Raw genomic sequence first — 18,298 nt, forward strand, 5'->3', positions numbered from 1 at the left:
GATACATTATGGTACCCTCAACATTTTCTCGTTTGAAAGCCGCGCGTTGTCTGCCTGTTGTTCTGGCAGCCCTGATTTTCGCCGGTTGTGGCACCCATACACCCGATCAGTCCACTGCCTATATGCAGGGCACGGCGCAGGCCGATTCTGCCTTTTATCTTCAGCAGATGCAGCAAAGCTCTGATGATACCAGGATCAACTGGCAATTACTCGCCATTCGTGCACTGGTGAAAGAAGGTAAAACCGGGCAGGCGGTTGAACTGTTTAACCAGCTGCCGCAAGAACTGAACGATATCCAGCGTCGCGAAAAATCTCTGCTGGCGGTAGAGATTAAGCTGACACAAAAAGATTTTGCTGGCGCGCAGACCTTGCTGGCTAAAATTACTCCGGCAGATTTAGAGCAGAACCAGCAGGCGCGTTACTGGCAGGCAAAAATCGATGCCAGTCAGGGACGTCCTTCCATTGATTTATTGCGCGCATTAATTGCTCAGGAACCGTTACTCGGTGCGCAAGAAAAACAGCAGAATATCGATGCCACCTGGCAGGCGCTCTCCGCCATGACCCAGCAGCAGGCGAATACGCTGGTGATCAACGCCGACGAAAACATCCTACAAGGCTGGCTGGATCTGCAACGCATCTGGTTTGATAACCGCAATGACCCCGACATGATGAAAGCCGGGATCGCCGACTGGCAGAAACGTTACCCGAACAATCCGGGCGCGAAAATGCTGCCAACGCAGTTGGTAAATGTAAAAGCGTTTAAACCTGCGTCAACCAACAAAATCGCCCTGCTGTTGCCGTTGAATGGTCAGGCCGCAGTGTTTGGCCGCACTATTCAGCAAGGCTTTGAAGCGGCGAAAAATATCGACACTCAGCCAGTAGCGGCTCAGGTAGCAGCCGCGCCTGCCGCTAACGTAGCAGAACAACCCCAGCCGCAAACCGTAGACGGCGTTGCCAGCCCGGCACAAGCGCCTGTTAGCGATCTGACAGGTGAAGAAACCGCCGCACAGCCGGTGCCTGTAAGCGCCCCTCCGGCAAGCACCGCAGCGGTAAGCTCTCCGGCGAATCCATCCGCAGAACTGAAAATCTACGATACCTCATCACAACCACTTAGCCAGATCCTCAACCAGGTTCAGCAGGATGGCGCGAGTATTGTAGTCGGTCCACTGCTAAAAAATAACGTTGAGGAGTTGCTCAAGAGCAACACCCCGCTGAACGTGCTGGCACTCAATCAGCCGGAAAATATCGAAAATCGCGCCAATATCTGTTACTTCGCGCTATCGCCAGAAGATGAAGCGCGCGATGCAGCGCGTCATATTCGTGACCAGGGTAAACAAGCACCGCTGGTACTGATCCCACGCAGTTCATTGGGCGATCGCGTAGCCAATGCGTTTGCGCAAGAGTGGCAGAAACTCGGCGGCGGCACCGTTTTGCAACAAAAATTTGGTTCCACCAGCGAATTACACGCGGGTGTTAACGGCCGTTCAGGTATCGCTTTAACAGGTAGCCCGATTACACCCAGAGCGACAACCGACTCCGGCATGACGACCAACAATCCAACCCTGCAAACCACGCCGACCAGAGACCAGTTCATCGATAATGGCGGTCGTGTCGATGCGGTGTACATTGTGGCAACGCCAGCCGAAATCGCCTTCATCAAACCGATGATCGCCATGCGCAACGGCAGTCACAGCGGTGCAACGTTGTACGCCAGCTCCCGCAGCGCAGGAGGCTCTGCTGGCCCGGATTTCCGACTGGAGATGGAAGGCTTGCAGTACAGCGAAATCCCGATGCTGGCAGGCGGTAATCTGCCGTTAATGCAGCAGGCGCTCAGTGCGGTAAATAATGATTATTCGTTGGCGCGCATGTATGCGATGGGCGTCGATGCCTGGTCACTGGCGAATCATTTCTCGCAAATGCGCCAGGTTCAGGGTTTTGAAATCAACGGTAATACCGGAAGTCTGACGGCTAACCCGGATTGCGTGATTAACAGGAAGTTATCATGGCTACAGTACCAACAAGGTCAGGTAGTCCCCGCCAGTTAACCACTAAACAGACCGGCGATGCGTGGGAAGCACAAGCGCGTCGCTGGCTGGAAGGCAAAGGACTGCGCTTTGTCGCCGCTAACGTGAACGAGCGTGGCGGCGAGATTGATCTGATAATGCATGAAGGCCAGACCACCGTTTTTGTCGAGGTGCGTTACCGCCGTTCTGCACTTTATGGCGGCGCGGCAGCCAGTGTGACCCGCAGCAAACAACACAAATTATTACAGACTGCCCGCTTGTGGCTCGCGCGTCATAATGGGAGTTTTGATACTGTGGATTGCCGGTTCGATGTGGTAGCCTTCACCGGGAATGAGGTTGAGTGGATTAAGGACGCCTTTAATGACCACTCATAATTAAGGTTTAAGGATTAGCGTGCAAGAAAGAATCAAAGCTTGCTTCACTGAAAGCATTCAAACTCAAATTGCAGCGGCAGAGGCGCTTCCGGATGCCATCTCCCGTGCAGCCATGACGCTGGTTCAGTCTCTGCTCAATGGCAACAAAATCCTCTGTTGTGGTAATGGAACTTCCGCTGCCAATGCACAGCATTTTGCTGCCAGCATGATCAACCGTTTCGAAACGGAACGACCCAGCCTACCTGCCATTGCACTAAATACTGATAATGTTGTCTTAACGGCGATTGCCAACGATCGCTTACATGATGAAGTGTATGCAAAACAGGTGCGGGCGCTGGGACATGCGGGAGATGTGTTATTAGCCATTTCTACCCGTGGCAACAGCCGCGATATCGTAAAAGCAGTTGAAGCCGCCGTGACACGTGATATGACCATTGTGGCATTGACCGGCTATGACGGCGGCGAACTTGCCGGTTTGTTAGGGCCACAGGACGTGGAGATCCGCATTCCTTCGCATCGTAGTGCTCGCATTCAGGAAATGCATATGCTGACGGTAAATTGCCTGTGCGATCTGATCGATAACACGCTTTTCCCTCACCAGGATGATTAAGGAGAATACATGAAGGCATTATCGCCAATCGCAGTCCTTATTTCCGCGCTGCTGTTGCAAGGTTGTGTTGCCGCTGCCGTAGTAGGTACTGCCGCTGTGGGTACTAAAGCGGCGACCGACCCCCGCAGTGTCGGCACCCAGGTGGACGATGGTACTCTGGAAGTGCGCGTGAACAGCGCATTGTCAAAAGACGAACAGATTAAGAAAGAAGCACGCATTAATGTAACGGCCTATCAGGGCAAAGTGCTGCTGGTTGGGCAGTCTCCAAATGCTGAACTTTCGGCTCGCGCCAAACAGATTGCTATGGGCGTAGACGGTGCCAACGAAGTGTATAACGAGATTCGTCAGGGTCAGCCGATTGGTCTGGGCGAAGCGTCTAACGATACGTGGATCACCACCAAAGTGCGTTCGCAACTGTTAACCAGCGACCTGGTGAAATCGTCCAACGTGAAAGTGACCACCGAAAACGGCGAAGTGTTCCTGATGGGACTGGTGACTGAACGTGAAGCAAAAGCGGCGGCAGATATTGCCAGCCGGGTGAGCGGCGTGAAGCGGGTGACCACGGCGTTTACGTTTATTAAATAACAACGCATTGTAATGCCTGATGCGACGCTTGCCGCGTCTTATCAGGCCTACAACGACACAAACCGTAGGTCGGATAAGGCGTTTACGCCGCATCCTACTGCCGTTGCCTGATGCGACGCTTGCCGCGTCTTATCAGGCCTACAACGACGCAAACCGTAGGTCGGATAAGGCGTTTACGCCGCATCCGACTGCCGTTGCCTGATGCGACGCTTGCCGCGTCTTATCAGGCCTACAACGACGCAAACCGTAGGTCGGATAAGGCGTTTACGCCGCATCCGACTGCCGTTGCCTGATGCGACGCTTGCCGCGTCTTATCAGGCCTACAACGACACAAACCGTAGGTCGGATAAAGCGTTTACGCCGCATCCTACTGCCGTTGCCTGATGCGACGCTTGCCGCGTCTTATCAGGCCTACAACGACGCAAACCGTAGGTCGGATAAGGCGTTTACGCCGCATCCGACATGTTTCAGGCCAACAGCGCCAGCCCGCCGACAATCACACCAGACACCGCCACCATCGCCCCGGTCAGCCATAAGGCTTTCGCCGGAAACGCTTTACGCAGCATAATCAGTGACGGCAAACTCACGGCCGGGAGCGTCATCAACAATGCCAGCGCCGGAGCGGTTCCCATACCTGCCAGCATCATCGTTTGCACAATCGGAATTTCTGCCGCCGTGGGAATGACAAACAAGCATCCTGCTACCGCCATCGCCACTACCCACATCAGGCTGTTATCAACAGCGCCATCGGCATGGGGGAATAACCAGACGCGAGCGGCACCCAACGCCAGTACTGCAAGGATATAAACCGGGATCGTACTCCAGAACAGCGTCCACAGCGCCCTGCCCCAGCGGCTAAAAAATCCGCCCTGCGCTTCCGGCATGTCAATTTCGACCGGTGCCTGCGTTTGTGGTGTCTCCTGCACCCATTTTTGCACCAGCGTCGCAATCAGCAGCACCATCACCAGCCCCGCCACCAGACGAATCGCCGCAAAGCCCCAGCCGAGAACAAACCCCATAAACACCAGCGTCGCCGGGTTTAACAACGGATTCCCCATCCAGAATGCCAGCGCACCGCCCATCGACACCTGCTGGCGACGCATCCCCGCCGCGACCGGTGCCGCACAGCAGGTACACATCATACCTGGTAGCGAAAACAGCGTTCCCAGCAGCGTCCCGCGAAAGCGCGATTGCCCAAGCGTACGCAGCAACCAGTCACGTGGAATCAGCACCTGAATCAACGACCCAAGCATCACCCCCAGCACCGCCGCTTTCCATACCGCAAGGAAATAGATCATCGCGTAATCCCACGCTGCCTGCCACGGATTGGCATCCGCCTGCGCGAGTATTGATTTACCGATACTGTGGGTTTCGGCGGCGGTAAACGCTTTGCCGTAGTAGGGTTGCCATTTCACATACCAAAGTCCGGCAATGACAACGAGAAAGAAAAGCGCGGGTTTCCACCACTGAATGGGCGTTGCCGCCTGAGATGAAGACTGACCAGTCATAGCATTCCCCAGGAATAAGTTATGATAATTGAGCGCGTGAATATTACGCTCACTATCAATCCTTGGGAATAATTATTCAGCTCTTTTGCGTAGTTCTGAAGAGCTTAAAATAGTCACCCCTTCATGTTCAGGCCGCATGGCTTCTGCCAGCATGACCCGCGCCACATCCCGTGCATCAATGGATTTCCAGTTGCCAGGCAGCAAACGAAACAGCGGCGCAAAAAGCGTTTCGTTCATCCGCTGTTTGCTTCGATCGCCCAGCAACATCGACGGGCGAGTAATGGTCAATTTCGGCCAGTTCTGGGCGATTAATGCTTCTTCCATCTCCCCTTTGACGCGGTTATAGAAAAAGGGCGAATGCGCGTTTGCGCCCATGGCACTAACCACCAGCATATGCTGTGCACCCAGCCGCCGTCCGGTTAACGCGGTGTCCACGACCAGCGTGTAATCGGCATGAATAAACGCTTCTTTGCTACCCGCCTCCCGCCGCGTGGTGCCAAGACAACAAAACACAATATCTATCGGATCGGTGACCTGCGCCAGCGCGTCGGTCAGTTGTGGATCATGGGGATTGAACACGCCTGGCATATCGCCCAACGGGCGTCGCGTCGGCGCAGCAATGGCGTTTACTTTCGGTTCGTTAATCAACATCCGCAGTAGATGACCGCCCACCAGCCCCGTTGCGCCTGTAATCAGTACCTGACTCATCTTCGCTCCTTTACAGAATTGTCCGCCTTGCACTCCCCGGTACATGCACCAGGCTTAATAGTCTACGAGGTAATTATCCCCGATTGTGGGAAATTCGCCTCATTCAATGCAACAACGCGTAGGAAGCATGAGTAAAAAGATTGCAGTTTTAATCACTGATGAATTTGAGGATTCAGAATTTACTTCACCCGCAGATGCATTTCGTAAAGCCGGACACGAAGTTGTCACCATTGAAAAGCAAGCGGGTAAAACGGTGAAAGGAAAAAAAGGGGAAGCCAGCGTGACTATCGATAAATCCATCGATGAAGTGACGCCAGCAGAGTTTGATGCCCTGCTGCTTCCTGGTGGTCATTCACCGGATTATCTGCGTGGTGATAATCGTTTTGTCACCTTCACGCGAGATTTTGTGAATAGCGGTAAACCGGTCTTCGCTATCTGCCACGGCCCGCAACTGCTGATTAGCGCCGATGTGATTCGCGGTCGTAAGCTGACCGCCGTTAAACCGATTATTATTGATGTTAAAAACGCGGGCGCGGAATTTTACGATCAGGAAGTGGTGGTCGATAAAGATCAGCTGGTTACCAGCCGGACGCCGGACGATCTGCCAGCGTTTAACCGCGAGGCGTTACGCCTGCTCGGTGCCTGAGTCACGTAACCAAATTATTTTTTTACCAAAGCCCAGCGTGTTGTCGGTGAATTTGATTTCATCGAGCCGGATTTCCCAAACCGGTGCCCACAGCATTCTGGCAACCGGAAAGCGGCGATTGTACGCCTGACGCGCAAGGTCGCTTTCCTCACCTTCCAGTTTGCGGATCTCACCTTTAAATTGCACGCCACGAATTAACGCTACTGTTTTCGGCTGACCGTTTACCGTTCCGGCAACAGCCGCCTGCGATCCGCTCATCTGCGCGTGACGCGTTTTTTCTTCCGTCAAAATGTAGAAGGCGACTTTCTGTGCATCAAAAAGATAAAAGACATTGGCGCACCACAGTTCCCCTTCCTGCTGCACACACCAGGTGACAACATGTTGTTTTGCCAGCCAACGGCTGATGGCGGTGAGTGTTTCCATTGCTGTTCTCTTTTATACTGTTGGCCTGACCTTAACATGTGACACAAACGATGACACCCTGGTATCTCTATTTGATTCGTACCGTCGATAATAAGCTTTATACCGGGATTACCACGGATGTCGAACGTCGCTATCAGCAGCACCAGAGCGGTAAAGGGGCGAAAGCACTGCGTGGGAAAGGTGAACTGACGCTGGCGTTTTCCGCACCAGTTGGCGACCATTCGCTGGCGCTACGGGCGGAATATCGCGTTAAGCAACTAACCAAACGGCAGAAAGAGCGTCTGGTAGCGGAAGGCGCAGGGTTTGCAGAGCTGTTAAGCAGTCTGCAAACCCCGGAGATTAAAAGCGATTGAAATGATCGTGGTATTCAACCAGACCAGTTACGCCATTCAGCGCGTCATCCGCTAAACGATGTACCTGGAAGGCGCTTTCAGTGCCCGGCCAGCGGCAACGCAGATCGTGATGTGCCGCCAGTTCAAAGCCGAAACGACTGTACAGCGCCGGATCGCCCAGCGTCACCACTGCGGCATAGCCGAACTCATTAAGCGAATCGAGTCCTTCATAAACCAGTTGGCGTGCCAGCCCCTGCCCACGGTATTTTTCATCAACCGCCAGCGGTGCCATGCCGACCCATTGCAGATCTTCTCCCTGCACATCAACCGGACTAAATGCCACATAGCCAATGACCTGACCTTCGTCATCTGTCGCCACCAGCCCCAGCGTCAGAAAGCCATCTTCACGCAGATCGTGAACCAGCTTCGCTTCCGCATCGCTTTCGAATGAACGACGCAGCAGGGCATCAATACCCGGCGCATCAATGGGAATTTCTACTCGAATTAGCATGGTTCACCTACCGATGTCTGTTTGGTTTCAGGCGTGGTTTTCATTCCCGCCTCAACAAAATCCGCCAGTTGCAGCAGCATCATGCGTAAGGCTTTCGGCATTTGCTCCAGTTCAATGGCGTCCATCAGGTTTTTCACATACAGCCCCAGCTCCGTATCGCCTTCAATCACCAGTCGACGCTGGAAGAAGAGCGTATCCGGATCCTGTTTACGCGCCGCAATCATCAGCAGATCGCTGGCGTCGGCACTAAAACTCACATCAGCTTGCGCGTTCTGGCTGACAACCAGTTTGCCATTCACCACCGAAGTAAACCATTGCAGGTCAATATCACGCACATGAATACTTAACCAGCGGCCTTCAAGAAACTCAAGCTCGCCGTCGTCCAGCGCCTGACGGAATTGCCAGCTTAAGACCTGCTCAAGAACCTGGCGTTTTAGCGCAAATGGCGTCAGTTTTACCGGTACACTCAACAGAGATGGCCCCAAATGCACAATACGGGAACGCAGTTTATCCAACACGAGTTTTACTCCCTGTTTCAACAATCGTCCTATTTTGCCATATCAGGAAAATAACATAGCGGTATAAATCAACAATTCCATATGAAATTGCTGCTACCACCAATACAACTTTAACTGCCTTAAATCAAAAATTGTCGCAGCAAGGTTAACTAAAATCCCAGTTCGTTAACATTTTTGCGTTTTGATAGCGCAACCTTCAGGAAAAATTATGGAGCTGCTCTGCCCTGCCGGAAATCTCCCGGCGCTTAAGGCGGCCATCGAAAACGGCGCAGATGCTGTTTATATCGGGCTAAAAGATGATACCAATGCCCGTCACTTCGCCGGCCTTAACTTTACCGAGAAAAAATTGCAGGAAGCGGTGAGTTTTGTCCATCAACATCGCCGCAAACTTCACATCGCGATTAACACTTTTGCGCACCCGGACGGTTACGCCCGCTGGCAGCGCGCCGTGGATATGGCGGCGCAGCTGGGTGCCGACGCGCTGATCCTCGCCGACCTCGCCATGCTGGAGTACGCCGCCGAGCGTTATCCACATATTGAGCGTCACGTATCGGTGCAGGCTTCGGCGACCAATGAAGAGGCGATTAACTTTTATCATCGCCATTTTGACGTTGCACGCGTGGTGCTGCCGCGCGTGTTGTCGATTCATCAGGTGAAACAACTGGCGCGGGTCACGCCTGTACCACTGGAAGTGTTCGCTTTCGGCAGCCTGTGCATTATGTCGGAAGGCCGTTGCTATCTGTCGTCGTATCTGACAGGTGAGTCGCCCAACACCGTCGGTGCGTGTTCTCCGGCTCGCTTCGTGCGCTGGCAACAAACGCCACAGGGGCTGGAATCCCGTCTTAACGAAGTGCTGATCGACCGTTATCAGGACGGCGAAAACGCGGGTTATCCAACGCTGTGTAAAGGGCGTTATCTGGTGGACGGCGAACGCTATCACGCGCTGGAAGAACCAACCAGCCTCAATACCCTGGAACTACTGCCAGAGTTAATGGCGGCAAATATTGCTTCGGTGAAAATTGAAGGCCGCCAGCGTAGCCCGGCGTATGTCAGCCAGGTGGCGAAAGTCTGGCGTCAGGCTATCGACCGTTGTAAAGCCGATCCACAAAACTTCGTACCGCAAAGCGCGTGGATGGAGACGCTCGGGTCGATGTCCGAAGGCACGCAAACCACCCTTGGCGCGTATCACCGTAAATGGCAGTGAGAAAAGCAATGAAATATTCCTTAGGGCCGGTGCTGTGGTACTGGCCAAAAGAGACGCTGGAAGAATTTTATCAGCAGGCCGCCACCAGCAGCGCCGATGTGATTTATCTCGGTGAAGCCGTGTGCAGCAAGCGTCGGGCAACCAAAGTTGGCGACTGGCTGGAGATGGCAAAATCGCTCGCCGGGAGTGGCAAGCAGATTGTGCTCTCCACGCTGGCGCTGGTGCAGGCATCCTCCGAACTGGGCGAACTGAAACGCTATGTTGAGAATGGTGAGTTCCTGATTGAAGCCAGCGATCTCGGCGTGGTGAATATGTGCGCTGAACGTAAACTGCCGTTCGTCGCCGGGCACGCGCTAAACTGCTACAACGCGGTGACGCTGAAAATATTGCTCAAACAGGGCATGATGCGCTGGTGTATGCCAGTGGAGCTTTCCCGCGACTGGCTGGTGAATCTGCTCAATCAGTGCGATGAGCTGGGCATTCGCAACCAGTTTGAAGTGGAAGTCCTGAGCTACGGTCATCTGCCTCTGGCGTACTCTGCCCGCTGCTTTACCGCGCGTTCGGAAGACCGCCCGAAAGATGAGTGCGAAACCTGCTGCATTAAGTATCCGAACGGGCGCAACGTGCTGTCGCAAGAGAATCAGCAAGTGTTTGTGCTCAACGGCATTCAGACCATGAGCGGCTATGTTTACAACCTCGGTAACGAGCTGACATCCATGCAGGGGCTGGTTGATGTGGTTCGTCTGTCGCCGCAGGGTGCTGACACTTTCGCTATGCTCGACGCCTTCCGCGCCAATGAAAATGGCGCTGCTCCACTGCCATTGACGGCAAACAGCGATTGTAACGGCTACTGGCGACGGCTGGCTGGGCTGGAGCTGCAAGCGTAAGTAAATAGCTCACTTTGTTAACAACTTTAACTACTCTTTAATGCAGTATTAAAGATTAATCGGTAACAAAGTGAGCTGTTATGACTGATAAAACTATTCCTTTTTCGCTACTCGATCTGGCTCCCATCCCCGAAGGTTCTTCAGCACGAGAAGCGTTCTCCCACTCTCTCGATCTCGCCCGTCTGGCTGAAAAGCGCGGCTATCATCGCTACTGGCTGGCGGAACACCACAATATGACCGGCATTGCCAGTGCTGCCACATCGGTGTTAATTGGCTATCTGGCGGCGAACACCACCACGCTGCATCTGGGTTCCGGCGGCGTGATGTTACCTAACCACTCACCGTTGGTGATTGCCGAACAGTTTGGCACGCTCAATACGCTCTATCCGGGGCGAATCGATTTGGGGCTGGGTCGTGCTCCGGGCAGCGATCAACGGACAATGATGGCACTGCGTCGCCATATGAGCGGCGATATTGATAATTTCCCCCGTGATGTTGCAGAGCTGGTGGACTGGTTTGACGCCCGCGATCCAAACCCGCATGTGCGTCCGGTGCCGGGCTATGGTGAGAAAATTCCCGTGTGGTTGTTAGGTTCCAGCCTCTACAGCGCACAACTGGCGGCGCAGCTTGGTCTGCCGTTTGCGTTTGCCTCACACTTCGCGCCGGATATGCTGTTCCAGGCGTTGCATCTTTATCGCAGCAACTTCAAACCGTCGGCACGGCTGGAGAAACCATACGCGATGGTGTGCATCAATATTATCGCCGCCGACAGCAACCGCGATGCCGAATTTCTGTTTACCTCAATGCAGCAAGCCTTTGTGAAGCTGCGCCGTGGCGAAACCGGGCAACTGCCGCCACCGATTCAAAATATGGATCAGTTCTGGTCACCGTCCGAGCAGTATGGCGTGCAGCAGGCGCTGAGTATGTCGTTGGTAGGTGATAAAGCGAAAGTGCGTCATGGCTTGCAGTCGATCCTGCGCGAAACCGACGCCGATGAGATTATGGTTAACGGGCAGATTTTCGACCACCAGGCGCGCCTGCATTCGTTTGAGCTGGCGATGGATGTGAAGGAGGAGTTGTTGGGGTAAGTGCATTTTCCGCGCCGGGCAGTCCCCTCTCCCACAGGGAGAGGGTTAGGGTGAGGGCATCAGACCTCACCCTTACTGATACACCGGCAGCAAATTAAAGCTCGATAAAATATGGATCAGAGCATTGCCAATGCCAAACACCAGAATCAGGACAATCATCGGCTTGCCGCCCCAGACGCGGAATTTCGGGCTACCGAAGCGTTTACGCGATGCGCGAGCCAGCAGCGCCGGAACAATTGCCGCCCAGATGGTAGCCGCTAAGCCAGCATAACCAATGGCATACAGGAATCCGTTCGGGAACAGCAGGCCACCCACAACAGGTGGTGCAAAGGTCAACAGAGCCGTTTTAAAGCGCCCCAGAGCCGAGTCGTCGAAACCAAACAGATCTGCCAGATAATCGAACAGACCAAGCGTTACGCCGAGAAATGAACTCGCTACCGCAAAGTTAGAGAACACCACCAGCAGCAGATCCAGACTACGGCTGTTCAGCACGCCACTTAATGCCTGTACCAGCACATCTATATTGCCGCCCTTCTCTGCGATGCCGATAAACTCCGGACGTGGGATGTTGCCCATCGTCGCCAGCAACCAGATGGTATACAGCGCCAGCGCCATCAGCGTACCATACACCAGGCATTTGACGATGGTTTTCGGATCTTTACCGTAATATTTCATCAGGCTCGGCACGTTACCGTGATAACCAAACGACGCCAGGCAGAACGGCAGGGTCATCAACAGATACGGTGCATAAGACGCATTGCTTTCGGCGACGTTGAACAATGTCGCAGGCTGTACATGCCCCAGCAGGCTGCCGAAAGTGAGGAAAAACGTAATGACTTTCGCCCCCAGCACAATCGCCGTCATGCGGCTGACAGCTTTAGTGCTCAACCACACCACGAACGCCACCAACAGTGCAAAACCAAATCCCGCCGCCCGTGCAGGCACATTTAGCGACATCTCTGCGAAGGTGTGATGCAGAATCGAACCGCTGGCAGAAATATAAGCGTAAGTCAGGATATAGAGCACAAAGGCAATGGAAATGCCGTTGACCACGTTCCAGCCTTTGCCCAGCAAATCTTTGGTGATGGTGTCAAAGCTCGAACCGATTCGATAATTGAGGTTAGCTTCCAGAATCATCAAACCGGAATGCAGCATACAAAACCAGGTGAAGATTAGCGCCGCCATTGACCAGAAGAACCACGCACCGGACATGACCACAGGCAGAGAAAACATTCCTGCGCCAATAATGGTGCCGCCGATAATCACCACGCCGCCAAGCAGCGACGGTGACGTTTGGGTGGTGGTTAGTGTTGCCATAAGGGCTTCTCTCCAGTGAAAAATAGTGCGACTGCGTTGTTATGCATTGCACTGTACCAGTACACGAGTACAAAAGACAGAAAAAAAGCCCCGATTGTTAAAATCGGGGCTGTATATATTATTTTACAGATTGTTTTCGCTGTTCAGCGATGATTACGCATCACCACCGAAACGACGACGACCGGTAGAGTCATCACGACGCGGTGCGCGGCCTTCACGACGTTCGCCGCTAAAACGACGACCATCACCACGACCACCTTCACGGCGTTCACCGCTGAAGTTACGACCGCCTTCACGACGTTCGCCACTGAAACCACGACCACCGCCACGACGCTCTCCGCCAGTATGCGGCTGTGCATCGCCCAGCAACTGCATGTTCATCGGTTTGTTGAGAATGCGAGTACGCGTAAAGTGTTGCAGTACTTCACCCGGCATACCTTTCGGCAGTTCGATGGTGGAGTGAGAAGCAAACAGCTTGATGTTACCGATGTAACGGCTGCTGATGTCGCCTTCGTTAGCAATTGCGCCAACGATATGACGAACTTCAACACCATCATCGCGGCCCACTTCAATGCGGTACAGCTGCATGTCGCCAACATCACGACGTTCACGACGCGGACGATCTTCACGGTCGCCACGCGGGCCACGGTCGTTACGATCGCGCGGACCACGGTCATCACGGTCACGGAATTCACGTTTCGGACGCATCGGCGCATCTGGCGGAACAATCAGAGTACGTTCACCCTGTGCCATTTTCAGCAGTGCGGCTGCCAGAGTTTCGAGATCCAGTTCTTCACCTTCTGCAGTCGGCTGAATTTTGCTCAGCAGTGCACGGTATTGATCCAGATCGCTGCTTTCCAGCTGCTGCTGTACTTTCGCGGCAAATTTTTCCAGACGGCGTTTGCCCAGCAGTTCTGCGTTCGGCAGTTCTACTTCTGGAATGGTCAGCTTCATAGTACGTTCAATGTTGCGCAGCAGACGACGCTCGCGGTTCTCAACGAACAGCAGCGCGCGGCCAGCACGACCCGCACGACCGGTACGACCGATACGGTGAACGTAAGACTCAGAATCCATCGGGATATCGTAGTTAACCACCAGGCTGATACGCTCAACGTCCAGGCCACGAGCCGCAACGTCGGTCGCAATCAGGATATCCAGACGACCATCTTTCAGGCGTTCCAGAGTCTGCTCACGCAGCGCCTGGTTCATGTCACCGTTCAGCGCGGCGCTGTTGTAGCCGTTACGCTCAAGGGCTTCAGCCACTTCCAGAGTCGCATTTTTGGTACGAACGAAGATAATCGCCGCATCAAAATCTTCCGCTTCCAGGAAACGTACCAGTGCTTCGTTTTTACGCATACCCCAGACAGTCCAGTAGCTTTGGCTGATGTCAGGACGGGTAGTCACGCTGGACTGAATACGCACTTCCTGCGGCTCTTTCATAAAGCGGCGGGTAATGCGACGGATCGCTTCCGGCATAGTGGCGGAGAACAGAGCGGTCTGATGACCTTCCGGGATCTGCGCCATAATGGTTTCAACGTCTTCAATGAAGCCCATGCGCAGCATTTCGTCAGCTTCATCCAGAACCAGACCGCTCAGTTTAGAGAGATCCAGAGTGCCACGTTTCAGGTGGTCCAGCAGACGGCCCGGAGTACCGACAACGATCTGCGGCCCCTGACGCAGGGCGCGTAATTGCACGTCATAACGCTGGCCGCCGTAAAGGGCAACCACGTTTACGCCGCGCATGTGTTTAGAGAAATCCGTCATTGCTTCAGCAACCTGTACCGCCAGTTCGCGGGTCGGTGCCAGCACCAGAATCTGTGGTGCTTTCAGCTCAGGATCAAGATTCTGCAACAGAGGTAAAGAGAATGCTGCAGTTTTTCCGCTCCCCGTCTGAGCCATACCCAGAACGTCGCGGCCATTCAGCAGATGTGGAATACACTCTGCCTGAATTGGAGATGGTTTTTCGTAACCCAGATCGTTAAGGGCTTCAAGGATAGGAGCCTTCAGGCCCAGATCTGCAAAAGTGGTTTCGAATTCAGCCATGTAGTACGTGTGCCTCAAAATTAATGGCGGCCAGTCTACATAACTCATCATGAAATTGATCAGCAATTTTCATTGAAAAGTGTGAACCGGCTCAAAGTAGGTGTATTAACGAACAACAACGCCCTCACCCGTTAAGGTGATGGCAATCAAATAAGATTACGGGCTGATGTGTACGTCAGCTATTGCTGGTCCGATTCTGCCAGGTCATCTTGGTCCTGGCCCAGGAGCGATAATTCCAACAATGCGTATCGGTGCTCAACAAAGTTATGAACGTTGTTGGCAACCGCCAGTTTGAACAGTGCCGTGGCGCTGTCCAAATCCCCCAGACTTAGGTAGTACTTACCTAAATAGAAGTTGGTTTCACTGAGATGCTCAGCGAGCGAGGTGTTATCCGTTGCGTCCGCCTTGAGCCTTTCCATTAACGTTTGTTCGCTAATGTTGCCCAGGTAGAACTCGACAATGTTCCATCCCCACTGCTCCTTGTCCGATTTTTCGAAGTGCTGTTTCAACACTTCTTTAGCCTGCTTCTCATCGAGCTTCTGCTCGGCGAGATAAAGCCACAGACTACGGAAAGGATCATTGGGATCGTCTTGATAAAACGCCAGCAGATCATCTTGCGCTAACTTGTCACGACCGCCGTAATATAATGCGATCCCGCGATTCAAGTGCGCGTAGTTGTAAGTTGGATCAAGCTCAAGTACAGAATCAAACGCTTCATAGGCAGCATCAAAATTGCCTGCCTGCGTTAAATATATGCCTAAGTAATTGAATACTTCAGGCATATCCGGTCGGATTGCCAGCGCCTGCGAAAAATCGTTACGCGCTAATGCCCTCAGACCGAGACTATCATACAACACTCCGCGCTCATATAAAAGCTGTGCGCGCTCGTCATCGGTTAAAGCCCGACTGGCAAGGATCTGTTCCATACGTGCCAGAATCACTTCCTGCTGTAAAGTCGGTTGCAATGGCACTGCGAGGACTTCACTTTTACGCCAGGAAGTATTACTGCATCCTGCAAGCGTAAGTGCTGTCGCAACGAAACACCAGCGCAAAAAAGGCTTCATTTCCCACTCCCGAAGACCACGGTTGAATGAACGTCCTGTTCCCGGTTGCTAACAAGGCGTCCTGCCCGGTTAAAAGCCCCCCGCCGCAGCGGAGGGCAAATGGCAACCTTACTCGCCCTGTTCAGCAGCCGGAGCTTCCGGTGCTGCAGCAGGTTGAGACTGCTCAGTCGCTTCTTTAATGCTCAGACGGATACGGCCCTGGCGATCAACTTCCAGAACTTTCACCGGCACTTCCTGACCCATCTGCAGGTAATCGGTCACTTTCTCAACGCGTTTGTCAGCGATCTGAGAGATGTGTACCAGACCTTCTTTACCGCCACCGATGGCAACAAAGGCGCCAAAGTCAACGATACGGGTCACTTTACCATTGTAGACGCGGCCCACTTCGATTTCTGCAGTGATCTCTTCGATACGACGAATAGCATGTTTCGCTTTCTCGCCGTCGGTCGCTGCGATCTTCACAGTACCGTCATCTTCGATTTCGATGGTTGTGCCGGTTTCTTCGGTCAGGGCACGGATAACAGAACCGCCTTTACCGATAACGTCTTTGATCTTGTCCGGGTTGATCTTGATGGTATGGATACGCGGAGCGAACTCAGAGATATCGCCACGTGGCGCGTTGATCGCCTGTTCCATTACGCCAAGGATATGCAGACGCGCACCTTTAGCCTGGTTCAGCGCAACCTGCATGATCTCTTTGGTGATACCTTCAATTTTGATATCCATCTGCAATGCAGAGATACCGTCGCGGGAACCCGCAACTTTGAAGTCCATATCGCCCAGATGGTCTTCGTCACCCAGAATGTCAGACAGTACAACGTAGTTGTCGCCTTCTTTCACCAGACCCATTGCGATACCCGCAACGGCGGCTTTGATCGGCACACCTGCGTCCATCAGCGCCAGAGAAGCGCCGCACACGGAAGCCATAGAAGAGGAACCGTTGGATTCGGTGATTTCAGACACAACACGTACGGTGTACGGGAATTTGTCCATATCCGGCATTACAGCCAGCACGCCACGCTTCGCCAGACGACCGTGACCAATTTCACGACGCTTCGGAGAACCGACCATGCCAGTTTCGCCTACGGAGTACGGAGGGAAGTTGTAGTGGAACAGGAAGGTATCGGTACGCTCGCCCATCAGTTCATCAAGAACCTGCGCGTCACGTGCAGTACCCAGCGTTGCGGTAACCAGCGCCTGAGTTTCACCACGGGTGAACAGCGCAGAACCGTGAGTACGCGGCAGCACGCCAGTACGGACATCCAGACCACGGATCATATCTTTTTCACGACCGTCGATACGCGGTTCGCCTGCCAGTACGCGGCTACGAACAACGTTTTTCTCGATAGCGTGCAGAATTTCACCCAGTTCGTTTTCGTCCAGGGTTTCGTCTTCAGCAAGCAGCGTCGCGATGGTTTCAGATTTGATCACGTCAACCTGCGCATAACGCTCTTGTTTGTCGGTGATGCGGTAAGCATCGCTCAGACGAGCTTCAGCCAGTGCAGCAACGCGTGCGTTCAGCTCTTCGTTTACCGGCTCCGGCTGCCAGTCCCAACGCGGTTTACCGGCTTCTTTCACCAGTTCATTGATGTTCTGAATAACAACCTGCTGTTGTTCATGACCGAACACCACTGCGCCCAGCATCTGGTCTTCGCTCAGCAGTTCAGCTTCAGATTCAACCATTAGTACAGCGGCTTCAGTACCCGCAACAACCAGATCCAGTTTGCTCTCTTTCAGCTCGTCCTGGGTCGGGTTCAATACGTACTGATCATTGATGTAACCCACGCGGGCAGCACCAATCGGACCATTGAACGGAATACCAGACAGAGACAGTGCTGCAGAAGCACCAATCATCGCGACGATATCCGGGTTAACCTGCGGGTTAACAGAAACAACGGTGGCGATAACCTGAACTTCGTTGACGAAGCCTTCCGGGAACAGCGGGCGAATCGGGCGGTCAATCAGACGCGCGATCAGGGTTTCGCCTTCGCTTGGGCGGCCTTCACGACGGAAGAAGCTACCCGGGATACGACCAGCAGCGTAGGTACGCTCCTGATAGTTAACGGTCAGTGGGAAGAAATCCTGACCTGGTTTGGCTTTTTTCTGACCAACAACGGTAACGAATACCGCAGTGTCATCCATACTAACCATAACAGCGGCAGTGGCTTGACGCGCCATCATGCCAGTTTCCAGAGTTACGGTGTGTTGACCGTACTGGAATTTACGAACGATCGGATTAAGCAATGTAATATCCTTTCTCTTTCTTAGACAGCACCTTAACGGCGCTGGTGTTAATACCCGATCTTCTGCGCATCCTCGCGACTAATGACAACCCTAACCCAGCCTGATGTGGGTAAAGCCTCTCATTAGCCGCGCGAACCTCTGCAACGGAAGATCATTCATAGCAACAATACATTAGTTTCCAGTGAATTGCTGCCGTTAGCTTGAAAAAAGGG

The 18,298-nt window shown here is 53.4% G+C and carries 19 protein-coding genes; 9 read left to right on the forward strand and 10 right to left on the reverse strand.

What is annotated here, in order from left to right:
- Positions 1 to 8: 8 nt before the first annotated feature.
- From lpoA to dolP, 4 genes are read left to right on the forward strand one after another with little or no spacing between them, the layout of a single operon-like run.
- Positions 9 to 2,045 (forward strand): penicillin-binding protein activator LpoA, encoded by a 2,037-nt coding sequence (gene lpoA / locus A7098_RS11795; protein WP_105280843.1) that lies wholly within the window; start codon positions 9 to 11, stop codon positions 2,043 to 2,045.
- Positions 2,003 to 2,398 carry a YraN family protein gene (locus A7098_RS11800; protein WP_000246839.1) on the forward strand — a complete coding sequence of 132 codons (396 nt, stop codon included), beginning with the start codon at positions 2,003 to 2,005 and terminating at the stop codon, positions 2,396 to 2,398. Before lpoA ends, A7098_RS11800 begins: the two co-directional genes overlap by 43 nt.
- A gap of 19 nt (positions 2,399 to 2,417) precedes the next feature.
- Positions 2,418 to 3,008: a DnaA initiator-associating protein DiaA gene (gene diaA, locus A7098_RS11805; RefSeq protein WP_001158034.1), complete on the forward strand. Its 591-nt coding sequence runs from the start codon at positions 2,418 to 2,420 to the stop codon at positions 3,006 to 3,008.
- Between the two features lie 9 nt (positions 3,009 to 3,017).
- Entirely contained in the window at positions 3,018 to 3,593 is a 576-nt protein-coding gene (dolP, locus tag A7098_RS11810) for a division/outer membrane stress-associated lipid-binding lipoprotein (RefSeq protein WP_000646033.1), read from the forward strand.
- Between the two features lie 467 nt (positions 3,594 to 4,060).
- Here dolP and A7098_RS11815 read toward each other — a convergent pair whose 3' ends face one another.
- Together A7098_RS11815 and A7098_RS11820 are read right to left on the reverse strand one after the other, a co-directional pair.
- On the reverse strand, positions 4,061 to 5,101 hold the full coding sequence (locus tag A7098_RS11815; RefSeq protein ID WP_105280844.1) for a permease: 1,041 nt from the start codon (positions 5,099 to 5,101) through the stop codon (positions 4,061 to 4,063).
- Between the two features lie 72 nt (positions 5,102 to 5,173).
- Positions 5,174 to 5,809, reverse strand: a complete 636-nt coding sequence (locus A7098_RS11820; RefSeq protein WP_105280845.1) for an NAD(P)H-binding protein — start codon at positions 5,807 to 5,809, stop codon at positions 5,174 to 5,176.
- 127 nt (positions 5,810 to 5,936) lie between these two features.
- On the opposite strand from A7098_RS11820, the gene yhbO reads away from it, so the two are divergent.
- On the forward strand, positions 5,937 to 6,455 hold the full coding sequence (yhbO, locus tag A7098_RS11825; RefSeq protein WP_000037602.1) for a protein/nucleic acid deglycase: 519 nt from the start codon (positions 5,937 to 5,939) through the stop codon (positions 6,453 to 6,455).
- Here yhbO and A7098_RS11830 read toward each other — a convergent pair.
- Complete coding sequence (locus A7098_RS11830; RefSeq protein WP_105280846.1) at positions 6,435 to 6,878, reverse strand: YhbP family protein; 444 nt, start codon at positions 6,876 to 6,878, stop codon at positions 6,435 to 6,437. The two genes, yhbO and A7098_RS11830, sit on opposite strands and share 21 nt — an antisense overlap.
- Positions 6,879 to 6,928: 50 nt before the next feature.
- Between A7098_RS11830 and yhbQ the strand changes: the two genes are divergently transcribed.
- Positions 6,929 to 7,231 carry a DNA damage response exodeoxyribonuclease YhbQ gene (gene yhbQ / locus A7098_RS11835; RefSeq protein ID WP_105280847.1) on the forward strand — a complete coding sequence of 101 codons (303 nt, stop codon included), beginning with the start codon at positions 6,929 to 6,931 and terminating at the stop codon, positions 7,229 to 7,231.
- On the opposite strand, the gene A7098_RS11840 is transcribed toward yhbQ, so the two are convergent.
- Together A7098_RS11840 and A7098_RS11845 are read right to left on the reverse strand one after the other, a co-directional pair.
- Entirely contained in the window at positions 7,218 to 7,721 is a 504-nt protein-coding gene (locus A7098_RS11840; RefSeq protein ID WP_000908553.1) for a GNAT family N-acetyltransferase, read from the reverse strand. The two genes, yhbQ and A7098_RS11840, sit on opposite strands and share 14 nt — an antisense overlap.
- Positions 7,715 to 8,239 (reverse strand): SCP2 domain-containing protein, encoded by a 525-nt coding sequence (locus A7098_RS11845; protein ID WP_001517154.1) that lies wholly within the window; start codon positions 8,237 to 8,239, stop codon positions 7,715 to 7,717. Before A7098_RS11845 ends, A7098_RS11840 begins: the two co-directional genes overlap by 7 nt.
- Positions 8,240 to 8,447: 208 nt before the next feature.
- Between A7098_RS11845 and A7098_RS11850 the strand changes: the two genes are divergently transcribed.
- The 3 genes from A7098_RS11850 to A7098_RS11860 all read left to right on the forward strand — a co-directional run bounded on the left by A7098_RS11850 (position 8,448) and on the right by A7098_RS11860 (position 11,418).
- Positions 8,448 to 9,443: a peptidase U32 family protein gene (locus A7098_RS11850; RefSeq protein ID WP_000421305.1), complete on the forward strand. Its 996-nt coding sequence runs from the start codon at positions 8,448 to 8,450 to the stop codon at positions 9,441 to 9,443.
- 8 nt (positions 9,444 to 9,451) lie between these two features.
- On the forward strand, positions 9,452 to 10,330 hold the full coding sequence (locus A7098_RS11855) for a U32 family peptidase (RefSeq protein WP_032226531.1): 879 nt from the start codon (positions 9,452 to 9,454) through the stop codon (positions 10,328 to 10,330).
- A gap of 80 nt (positions 10,331 to 10,410) precedes the next feature.
- A complete protein-coding gene (locus tag A7098_RS11860; RefSeq protein ID WP_000130415.1) occupies positions 10,411 to 11,418 on the forward strand; it encodes an LLM class flavin-dependent oxidoreductase in 1,008 nt (335 codons plus the stop codon).
- Positions 11,419 to 11,490: 72 nt separating this feature from the next.
- On the opposite strand, the gene mtr is transcribed toward A7098_RS11860, so the two are convergent.
- From mtr to pnp, 5 genes are all read right to left on the reverse strand, one after another.
- Positions 11,491 to 12,735, reverse strand: a complete 1,245-nt coding sequence (gene mtr / locus A7098_RS11865; RefSeq protein WP_000224338.1) for a tryptophan permease — start codon at positions 12,733 to 12,735, stop codon at positions 11,491 to 11,493.
- A gap of 153 nt (positions 12,736 to 12,888) precedes the next feature.
- Positions 12,889 to 14,778 carry an ATP-dependent RNA helicase DeaD gene (gene deaD / locus A7098_RS11870; protein WP_001301504.1) on the reverse strand — a complete coding sequence of 630 codons (1,890 nt, stop codon included), beginning with the start codon at positions 14,776 to 14,778 and terminating at the stop codon, positions 12,889 to 12,891.
- Entirely contained in the window at positions 14,771 to 14,851 is an 81-nt protein-coding gene (yrbN, locus tag A7098_RS11875) for a protein YrbN (RefSeq protein ID WP_010723222.1), read from the reverse strand. Before yrbN ends, deaD begins: the two co-directional genes overlap by 8 nt.
- Positions 14,852 to 14,957: 106 nt before the next feature.
- Positions 14,958 to 15,842: a lipoprotein NlpI gene (nlpI, locus tag A7098_RS11880; protein WP_000802080.1), complete on the reverse strand. Its 885-nt coding sequence runs from the start codon at positions 15,840 to 15,842 to the stop codon at positions 14,958 to 14,960.
- Positions 15,843 to 15,950: 108 nt separating this feature from the next.
- Entirely contained in the window at positions 15,951 to 18,086 is a 2,136-nt protein-coding gene (pnp, locus tag A7098_RS11885) for a polyribonucleotide nucleotidyltransferase (protein WP_000933927.1), read from the reverse strand.
- Positions 18,087 to 18,298: the final 212 nt, after the last annotated feature.

This window comes from Escherichia sp. MOD1-EC7011 (genome assembly GCF_002965005.1).
GTDB classification, from domain to species: domain Bacteria; phylum Pseudomonadota; class Gammaproteobacteria; order Enterobacterales; family Enterobacteriaceae; genus Escherichia; species Escherichia ruysiae.

Bases quoted from the DNA above. Each gene is read 5' to 3' on its own strand.
- lpoA (WP_105280843.1), top strand. From the start codon at position 9: ATGGTACCCTCAACATTTTCTCGTTTGAAAGCCGCGCGTTGTCTGCCT.
- A7098_RS11800 (WP_000246839.1), top strand. From the start codon at position 2,003: ATGGCTACAGTACCAACAAGGTCAGGTAGTCCCCGCCAGTTAACCACT.
- dolP (WP_000646033.1), top strand. From the start codon at position 3,018: ATGAAGGCATTATCGCCAATCGCAGTCCTTATTTCCGCGCTGCTGTTG.
- A7098_RS11815 (WP_105280844.1), bottom strand. From the start codon at position 5,101: ATGACTGGTCAGTCTTCATCTCAGGCGGCAACGCCCATTCAGTGGTGG.
- A7098_RS11820 (WP_105280845.1), bottom strand. From the start codon at position 5,809: ATGAGTCAGGTACTGATTACAGGCGCAACGGGGCTGGTGGGCGGTCAT.
- yhbO (WP_000037602.1), top strand. From the start codon at position 5,937: ATGAGTAAAAAGATTGCAGTTTTAATCACTGATGAATTTGAGGATTCA.
- A7098_RS11830 (WP_105280846.1), bottom strand. From the start codon at position 6,878: ATGGAAACACTCACCGCCATCAGCCGTTGGCTGGCAAAACAACATGTT.
- yhbQ (WP_105280847.1), top strand. From the start codon at position 6,929: ATGACACCCTGGTATCTCTATTTGATTCGTACCGTCGATAATAAGCTT.
- A7098_RS11840 (WP_000908553.1), bottom strand. From the start codon at position 7,721: ATGCTAATTCGAGTAGAAATTCCCATTGATGCGCCGGGTATTGATGCC.
- A7098_RS11850 (WP_000421305.1), top strand. From the start codon at position 8,448: ATGGAGCTGCTCTGCCCTGCCGGAAATCTCCCGGCGCTTAAGGCGGCC.
- A7098_RS11855 (WP_032226531.1), top strand. From the start codon at position 9,452: ATGAAATATTCCTTAGGGCCGGTGCTGTGGTACTGGCCAAAAGAGACG.
- A7098_RS11860 (WP_000130415.1), top strand. From the start codon at position 10,411: ATGACTGATAAAACTATTCCTTTTTCGCTACTCGATCTGGCTCCCATC.
- mtr (WP_000224338.1), bottom strand. From the start codon at position 12,735: ATGGCAACACTAACCACCACCCAAACGTCACCGTCGCTGCTTGGCGGC.
- deaD (WP_001301504.1), bottom strand. From the start codon at position 14,778: ATGGCTGAATTCGAAACCACTTTTGCAGATCTGGGCCTGAAGGCTCCT.
- yrbN (WP_010723222.1), bottom strand. From the start codon at position 14,851: ATGAAAATTGCTGATCAATTTCATGATGAGTTATGTAGACTGGCCGCC.
- nlpI (WP_000802080.1), bottom strand. From the start codon at position 15,842: ATGAAGCCTTTTTTGCGCTGGTGTTTCGTTGCGACAGCACTTACGCTT.